The 6,332-nt window shown below is 48.9% G+C and carries 11 protein-coding genes and 1 pseudogene; 9 read left to right on the top strand and 3 right to left on the bottom strand.

Going from position 1 to position 6,332, the window contains the following annotated elements:
- The 3 genes and pseudogenes from METPAY_RS15800 to METPAY_RS14720 all read left to right on the top strand — a co-directional run.
- Positions 1–148: pseudogene (locus METPAY_RS15800) on the top strand (nickel-dependent hydrogenase large subunit); the annotation flags it as partial.
- A gap of 5 nt (positions 149–153) precedes the next feature.
- Positions 154–759 (top strand): 4Fe-4S binding protein, encoded by a 606-nt coding sequence (locus tag METPAY_RS08495; RefSeq protein ID WP_048151370.1) that lies wholly within the window; start codon positions 154–156, stop codon positions 757–759.
- A 48-nt stretch (positions 760–807) separates the two neighbouring features.
- Positions 808–957: an Sjogren's syndrome/scleroderma autoantigen 1 family protein gene (locus METPAY_RS14720; protein ID WP_013329142.1), complete on the top strand. Its 150-nt coding sequence runs from the start codon at positions 808–810 to the stop codon at positions 955–957.
- 22 nt (positions 958–979) lie between these two features.
- On the opposite strand, the gene METPAY_RS08490 is transcribed toward METPAY_RS14720, so the two are convergent.
- Positions 980–1,279 carry a DUF1922 domain-containing protein gene (locus tag METPAY_RS08490; RefSeq protein WP_084600738.1) on the bottom strand — a complete coding sequence of 100 codons (300 nt, stop codon included), beginning with the start codon at positions 1,277–1,279 and terminating at the stop codon, positions 980–982.
- Positions 1,280–1,598: 319 nt separating this feature from the next.
- Between METPAY_RS08490 and METPAY_RS08485 the strand changes: the two genes are divergently transcribed.
- Together METPAY_RS08485 and METPAY_RS08480 are read left to right on the top strand one after the other, a co-directional pair.
- The gene (locus tag METPAY_RS08485; RefSeq protein ID WP_245611583.1) at positions 1,599–1,943 is read left to right on the top strand and encodes a nucleotidyltransferase family protein; all 345 of its coding nucleotides are present in this window, start codon (positions 1,599–1,601) and stop codon (positions 1,941–1,943) included.
- Entirely contained in the window at positions 1,943–2,290 is a 348-nt protein-coding gene (locus METPAY_RS08480) for a HepT-like ribonuclease domain-containing protein (RefSeq protein ID WP_048151330.1), read from the top strand. The genes METPAY_RS08485 and METPAY_RS08480 overlap by 1 nt, the downstream gene beginning before the upstream one ends.
- A gap of 65 nt (positions 2,291–2,355) precedes the next feature.
- On the opposite strand, the gene METPAY_RS08475 is transcribed toward METPAY_RS08480, so the two are convergent.
- The gene (locus tag METPAY_RS08475; protein ID WP_157199045.1) at positions 2,356–2,562 is read right to left on the bottom strand and encodes a hypothetical protein; all 207 of its coding nucleotides are present in this window, start codon (positions 2,560–2,562) and stop codon (positions 2,356–2,358) included.
- 203 nt (positions 2,563–2,765) lie between these two features.
- Between METPAY_RS08475 and METPAY_RS08470 the strand changes: the two genes are divergently transcribed.
- Positions 2,766–3,509 (top strand): coenzyme F420-0:L-glutamate ligase, encoded by a 744-nt coding sequence (locus METPAY_RS08470; protein ID WP_048151326.1) that lies wholly within the window; start codon positions 2,766–2,768, stop codon positions 3,507–3,509.
- A 17-nt stretch (positions 3,510–3,526) separates the two neighbouring features.
- Here the strand turns inward: METPAY_RS08470 and METPAY_RS08465 are convergent, their stop codons facing one another.
- Complete coding sequence (locus METPAY_RS08465) at positions 3,527–3,703, bottom strand: preprotein translocase subunit Sec61beta (protein ID WP_048151324.1); 177 nt, start codon at positions 3,701–3,703, stop codon at positions 3,527–3,529.
- Between the two features lie 29 nt (positions 3,704–3,732).
- Between METPAY_RS08465 and METPAY_RS08460 the strand changes: the two genes are divergently transcribed.
- Genes METPAY_RS08460 through METPAY_RS08450 form a run of 3 tightly spaced genes read left to right on the top strand, consistent with a single transcriptional unit; the run spans position 3,733 to position 6,103 of the window.
- Positions 3,733–4,791 carry an amidohydrolase family protein gene (locus METPAY_RS08460; protein ID WP_245611582.1) on the top strand — a complete coding sequence of 353 codons (1,059 nt, stop codon included), beginning with the start codon at positions 3,733–3,735 and terminating at the stop codon, positions 4,789–4,791.
- A 35-nt stretch (positions 4,792–4,826) separates the two neighbouring features.
- Entirely contained in the window at positions 4,827–5,255 is a 429-nt protein-coding gene (locus METPAY_RS08455) for a universal stress protein (protein ID WP_048151322.1), read from the top strand.
- A 5-nt stretch (positions 5,256–5,260) separates the two neighbouring features.
- On the top strand, positions 5,261–6,103 hold the full coding sequence (locus tag METPAY_RS08450) for a CBS domain-containing protein (protein ID WP_048151320.1): 843 nt from the start codon (positions 5,261–5,263) through the stop codon (positions 6,101–6,103).
- Positions 6,104–6,332 lie beyond the last annotated feature (229 nt).

The raw sequence follows: 6,332 nt of genomic DNA, 5'->3' as shown, positions 1-6,332 counted from the left end.
GCGGATCATCGAGATCGCGATTATGACCCCGTCGATCATGAACATCGAGGCGTGCGGACATTACATGCTGAAGGGAATCGATTCCGCGGCCGACATCACGGCGACGTTCATCAGTTCGGACCCGTGCATCGCGTGCAACGAGAGGTGAAAGAGATGACTTCGTCCATAATCTATTACCTGAAGGAGTTCTGCCGGCCAGAATGGTGGAGGAAGTTCCTCTTCGCAAAGACTCCTCCGCTTGTAACGCCCGATCATTTCAGGGGCTATCCTGAGCTCACGGGAAACGAGTGCACCCATGAACTGAGGTGCATGATGATCTGCCCTTCACCGGGTGCGATAGAAGTCCTGAGGGGCGACGACGGCAAGTGGGCGCCCGTGATATACAAGGGGCACTGCATCCGTTGCGGGCTCTGCGTCGAGGCCTGCCCGGACAATGTCTTGAAGAGCGGGGACATCCTGGAGAGAAATGAGGATGATAAGACATACTTCCTTGCAACATACCACCTGCACGTGGACAACGCGAAATGTATGCGTTGCGGGAACTGTGCTGTCGCCTGCCCGGTGAACAAGGAAGAAGACCCGCGGCTCGGCTCGACAGGGACATCCTCGAACGACGATGTCATAATGCGGGTAAAGGAAGGAAACCTGACATTCCTTCACCCCGAAAAGTGCACCGGCTGCAAGACCTGCGAGGAGACCTGCCCCAACGGTGCGATAACGGTTGCAAGGGTTGTCGAAGGCGCCCAGGACGAAGAGTGATCCTCTTTTGAGATAAAGATTTTATTTTATAAAAATAATCATTTATCAATGGTAAAGCACAAGTGCGGTTATGAAGAGGATATGCGCTGTAAAAGGTGCGGGACTCCCCTGATTGAAAACAAAGGCGGGCTGTACTGTCCGCACTGCGGGAGGCAGGTTACTGTGATCTGCCCCGGGTGCGGAAAGCCCTGGCTATAAGCTATAAATCAAAAATCATTTTTCATACGGGTGGGTGACTGCGGACCCAGCCTGCATATTCTTCCCTGATCTGCTGTATCTCATCCTCGTCGAGATCTTTTTTCCTCTTATCCTTCAGGTATTTCTGGAGCTGCCGGGCGATGATCTCCGCCTCTCCCGGCGTCTCCACATCCAGGTACACTTGGACCTTTGAGGGATTTATCGTCTCGCTGCAGATAGGGCATAGCTTCCACTTCTGGTATTTATCCACGTAGGTGAATGACAGGCAGCCGGGACAGCGGATGATAAGGTACACTATATATGTGTAATCTCTATGCGCCATAATAAATTTTTTGGAGGAGCCATGGTGGTGGTTTCCCGAAATCGTTTGATACTACTATTATAGGCCAGTACGGGCAAATCAAACGACTCAGGGCAGATATCCATCGAGTGCATTCGAAAACCCCTCCCCCTCCCGGCATCTTCGTGGTGACAGGATGCCCGGGGGATAGGCGAGTATCCCCTAACGGAGATATGCGGTATGTTCATGACACTTTCTGTATGTTTACTCCCGAATTCCATGCTATGTCCCGGGTGTATTTACGAAATCTCTATTACGATTTCTGATCTAAACAGTAACAACCAGATATTGATTTCAGATTATGGAGGTTGTGCAGATGGGCGCTTCTTATGTCAGCATTCGTGAAGATGTTTTAAGAAAACTTGAGCGTGAGCTGCCTTATCTCCAGAAAGAATTTGATATTGAAACGATAGGTATTTTCGGGTCGGTAAGCCGGGGAGAGGATACGCCGGAGAGTGATATCGATGTGCTTTATACTTTCAAACACGGTGCTATCGGAATACGCAGATTTTTGGATCTTGCCGAATATCTTGAAAACCTGTTCGGAAGGAGGGTTGAACTCGTATCTGAAAAATACCTGAGTCCTTATATCAAACCTTACGTTATGGCAGATGTTGTCATGTATGGTGCAGGTGCGGGTGCATAATGGGCAGGGATCATAGGGATGAGGCTTATTTATCCCATATTCTGGAACAGTGCGAGGTAATAATGAGTGTTTCCGGCAGAATTACTGCTGATGAATTTTTATCGGATAAGATATACCAGAACGCTGTTATCAGGTCTTTGGAAGTTATCGGAGAAGCTGCAAAACAGGTCTCGGCGGAGTTTCGCAGCACTCATCCTGAATTGCCGTGGCGGGAGATGGCCGGCACCCGGGACAGGCTTATTCACGGTTATTTTTCCGTAAATCTTGAAGAGGTTCTGGATATGATGCGTAAAGATATTCCTGACCTGTACTCACAGCTCAGGGAGATTTTGTCATCGGGCAGGTAATTGCAGCCAAATTATCATACATTCTTTAATGTAAAAGGCCGGGAAGAGAACCGGAGTTGATACATCTATAGGCCGAGTCCTTTAATGACTTCCGACTCCCGGAGGAGTTTTCCTGTCTCCTTTTCTCTCCGGTATTCCTGAAGGCAGATATAATCTTCTTCAGTGAGAATTGAGTCAGGATCGATCATATTCGATTTGATCTTTTTGATCTCCTCTTTGATGGTATCGATCTCTTTCTTCATATCCTCCATGGAAATGGATTCTGTATTCATTTTAACATACTATTATTTTGGGAGCGATAATAATTTTTGATGGCTGCACCAGGATGATATTGTGGAAACATTTTCCTGAATACTGCGCTTTCGTCATGAGTTTTAGCCTGAAGAATGATGTTAACTGAGATAATATCCCTGCCTGCCGGATACGGCTGATTTAAATGAACGGATTTAATATCATGAAACCCTGATATCAGGTTATGAGTATTGAAGTCCTTCCTGTCGAGGGTCTGCCTGTTTTTCACCCGGGCGACGATCTCGCGGGAGAGATCTGCAAAAAGATCGATCTAATTGATGGCGATATCCTCTGCATCGCCTCGTCGGTATATTCAAAATCAAAAGGGCACATCAGGACTCTCGATGAAGTGGTTCCTTCGGAAAAGGCGAAGGAGATCGCCGGAATGTGCGGAGAGGACGAGAGATTCATCCAGGTTGTCCTCGACCAGACCGATGAGATCGTGCTCGAATATCCGTTTGTCCTCTCGAAGATGAGCTGCGGACATGTCGGGGTCAGGGCCGGAGTCGACAACTCGAACGTGGAGAGAGGTCACGTCATCATCCTTCCGCCGGACCCTATGGCGGCTGCCGAAGAGATGAGGGAGAGGGTTCGTGAGATCTCCGGCAAAGATATCCGCGTGATAATTACGGATACCTGTGGAAGATCGTTTAGGAGAGGCCAGACCGGTGTCGCGATCGGCTGGGCGGGAATGGATGCGATCAACGACTTCAGGGGGGACTGCGATCTCTTCGGCCGGGTTCTTGAAATAACGGAAGAAGCGGTAGTAGACGAGATCGCAGCGTTTTCGAACTTCCTGATGGGAGAATCGAACAGGGGTGTGCCTGCAGTGGTCTTCAGAAACTGTCCGGAATGGAAGGGGCATAATGAATTGTATTTCGAGCCCGAATGCGATATAACGATAAAAGCGCTGAGAAAAATAAACTGAAAAAAAATATTATTTTTTTAGAACATATTGAAACTGTAGGCCAGATCCAGTGCACCGATTATAATCCCGATTATCGCTGCTGTGATCAGAACCGTTTTCGGAGACAGGTGAACTGCTCTCTTATCTTCGCTGTCGTAGTATGTTACAAGACCAGCGGATGATACCAGACGGCCTCCTTTATTTTTCGCTGCCATGCTTATATGTCTGTGTTTTGAATATATAAATGAGAGGCAGAGTGATCAGGATGGACAAAGAGACTGTGGTGTCGGGCAGGGCATATCTCGGCCGTGATGCGGGAATGAGGGATGTCGAGATCTGTGTCGTGAACGGAATAATACACTCGATAAACGAGGTCGAATCCGCAGAAGAAAGATGGATCTTCCCCTGCCTCTTCAATTCGCATACCCACCTGGCCGATACCGTAGCAATGGACGTCCGGGCGAAAGGATCGTTGTCCGAACTTGTTTCACCGCCCGACGGCCTCAAGCACAGGATCCTCTCCCGGACCGGGGACGATCTCCTCAGGGATGGTATGAGAAAGAGCATATCGTTCATGATGTCGTCCGCCACTACCGGGTTCTGTGATTTCAGGGAGGGGGGAGTGAAAGGGGTCGATATCCTTAAATCTGCTATTGAGGGTTTGGGTGCTGATGGAATCATTCTCGGAAGAGAGGGCGGAGAGGAGGTCTCGAACGGGATCGGCGTTTCGAGCACGAAAGAGGGCGGCGACGTTATAGAAAGGGCCGCCCGTGTAAAGAAAAACGGCGGCTTTGTAGCCTTTCACGCCGGGGAGAAAGATGACTGCGATATCGATCCGGCGATCGATGCCGGTGCGGACCTGCTCGTGCACTGCACCCATGCGACCGACAGGCAGCTGAAAAGATGTGCCGATGAGGGAATTCCTATTGCAATATGCCCCCGTTCGAACTGGATACTGGGGGTCGCATCAGGCCCGGAGAATCCCCCGGTAAAAAAGATGCTTGAATTCGGGTGCAAAGTCGTCCTGGGAACGGACAACGTAATGTTCGTCCAGCCCGACATGTTCTCCGAGATGGCGTTTCTGTCGACCGTCTACGGGGTGGGTCCCGAGGAAGTCGTTGAGACGGCTGTAGGAGGATCGGAGGTCTTCGGCCGCAGTTACTTCATAGAAAAGAAAAAGAAGGCGTCATTCTTTGTCGTTGATCCGGTGCGTGCCAACCTGTCGTTCAGTCGCGATCCTGTAAAAACAATGGCAAACAGGATGAATTTTTCCTATATTGAGAGAATGTATTTTAAGATTTAAAGAAAAAATTGTAAACACAAAATCGAGGCTTGCATATGTTCAGTACAATTCTTGTAGCAGTTGACGGTTCCGAGGTCAGTAAGAAGGCTCTCGAAGCGGCGCTTGAAGAAGCGAGAGTCTGGAAATCGGAGCTCAATGCTGTATATGTCATTGAAACGGGCGGATTTGAAAACATTCCTGCCGACAGTACAATGGAAGTCGTTTACAACCGTCTCGAAACCATAGGCAACGAGGCACTCAAAGCGGCGGAAGAGGGGGCCAAAAAGAATTCACTGAGATACAACTCGTATATCAGGGAAGGGCATGCAGGCGATGAGATCGTCAAACTCTCCGAGGAGATCGGGGCTGATCTCATTGTAATGGGCTCGCACGGCAAAAGTGGAATAGACCGTCTTCTTCTCGGCAGCGTAACCGATTTTGTAACAAAACACAGCAAGGTGTCTACGATGGTGGTGAGACTATAGACAGAATGCTGGTCCGCGACTACATGGTCGAGGATGTGGTTTCGGTCGAGACACCGGGAAACAGGGATGATGTTCTCAGGATTCTCAAGAGAACCGGGATCAGCGGAGTTCCTGTAACAAAGGACAGCGAACTGGTAGGGATTATTACCCGCAAAGATATGCTGCGAAAGGCCGAGGAGACACAGCTCAGCCTTCTTATGACGTCAGATCCAGTGACTATCGGACCTGATGCAACCATACCGGAAGCAGCAGCCATAATGGATAAATATAATTTCAGGAGGCTTCCGGTAGTCGATGAAGGCAGGCTTGTAGGAATAATCAGTATCGCCGATCTCATCACCTGTGTAGCCCAGATGAAGTTTAAGGACGAGATCAAAGAAAAATATACGAGCCAGACATTCGCTCTCTGGGAGGAGACCCCTCTTCCGCTCGTCGGGAGAATTATGGAGATATCCGGATTCGATGCAATTCCTATCCTCAATTCGGAATACAAGCTTACGGGAATCATATCCGAGAGGGACCTGATAAAGCATGCAATGATCGAGGACAGCGTCGAGGTCAGCGATCTCTCGAACGGAACCGACGATGACGAATGGACGTGGGAGAGTATCCGCGACATGCACACGATCTCCTTCGGGATCTCGAAGGTCCAGCTCCCCGACAAGCCCGTAAAGGAGGCGATGATCACAGAGGTCGTCGCTGTCCCGCAGAATGCCGAAGTCAGTGAGTGCGCACTGAAGATGAAGAGGTCGAGGGTGGACCAGCTCCCGGTGATCAACGGAGACCGTCGTATGGTCTCGATCCTCTTCGACAGGAAGCTGATCAGGTCGCTTTGCAAAGATAAATAGGATTAATTCTTTTTTATCGTTTGTAACCGGATTTGCGGTTTAAATCATCGATTTATCTGTACCGTATCATTTTCAAAAATGATGTCCGGTTTCATATAGGAGAAAATTTTTCATTTCTTTTTTCTTCAAAACTCGAATCAATTGACAACATTTTTCCTCCGATGGAAAGTGATATATATCTCCCCTGTCTATCCTTTATTGTTTACAGGGGGCACTTAGTAAACTGCTT

This window comes from Methanolacinia paynteri (genome assembly GCF_000784355.1).
GTDB classification, from domain to species: domain Archaea; phylum Halobacteriota; class Methanomicrobia; order Methanomicrobiales; family Methanomicrobiaceae; genus Methanolacinia; species Methanolacinia paynteri.
This window is presented reverse-complemented; position numbering and strand designations above follow the sequence as displayed.

Coding starts and splice junctions, on each gene's coding strand:
- METPAY_RS08495 (WP_048151370.1), top strand. CDS start 154: ATGACTTCGTCCATAATCTATTACCTGAAGGAGTTCTGCCGGCCAGAA.
- METPAY_RS14720 (WP_013329142.1), top strand. CDS start 808: ATGGTAAAGCACAAGTGCGGTTATGAAGAGGATATGCGCTGTAAAAGG.
- METPAY_RS08490 (WP_084600738.1), bottom strand. CDS start 1,279: ATGGCGCATAGAGATTACACATATATAGTGTACCTTATCATCCGCTGT.
- METPAY_RS08485 (WP_245611583.1), top strand. CDS start 1,599: ATGGAGGTTGTGCAGATGGGCGCTTCTTATGTCAGCATTCGTGAAGAT.
- METPAY_RS08480 (WP_048151330.1), top strand. CDS start 1,943: ATGGGCAGGGATCATAGGGATGAGGCTTATTTATCCCATATTCTGGAA.
- METPAY_RS08475 (WP_157199045.1), bottom strand. CDS start 2,562: ATGAATACAGAATCCATTTCCATGGAGGATATGAAGAAAGAGATCGAT.
- METPAY_RS08470 (WP_048151326.1), top strand. CDS start 2,766: ATGAGTATTGAAGTCCTTCCTGTCGAGGGTCTGCCTGTTTTTCACCCG.
- METPAY_RS08465 (WP_048151324.1), bottom strand. CDS start 3,703: ATGGCAGCGAAAAATAAAGGAGGCCGTCTGGTATCATCCGCTGGTCTT.
- METPAY_RS08460 (WP_245611582.1), top strand. CDS start 3,733: ATGAGAGGCAGAGTGATCAGGATGGACAAAGAGACTGTGGTGTCGGGC.
- METPAY_RS08455 (WP_048151322.1), top strand. CDS start 4,827: ATGTTCAGTACAATTCTTGTAGCAGTTGACGGTTCCGAGGTCAGTAAG.
- METPAY_RS08450 (WP_048151320.1), top strand. CDS start 5,261: ATGCTGGTCCGCGACTACATGGTCGAGGATGTGGTTTCGGTCGAGACA.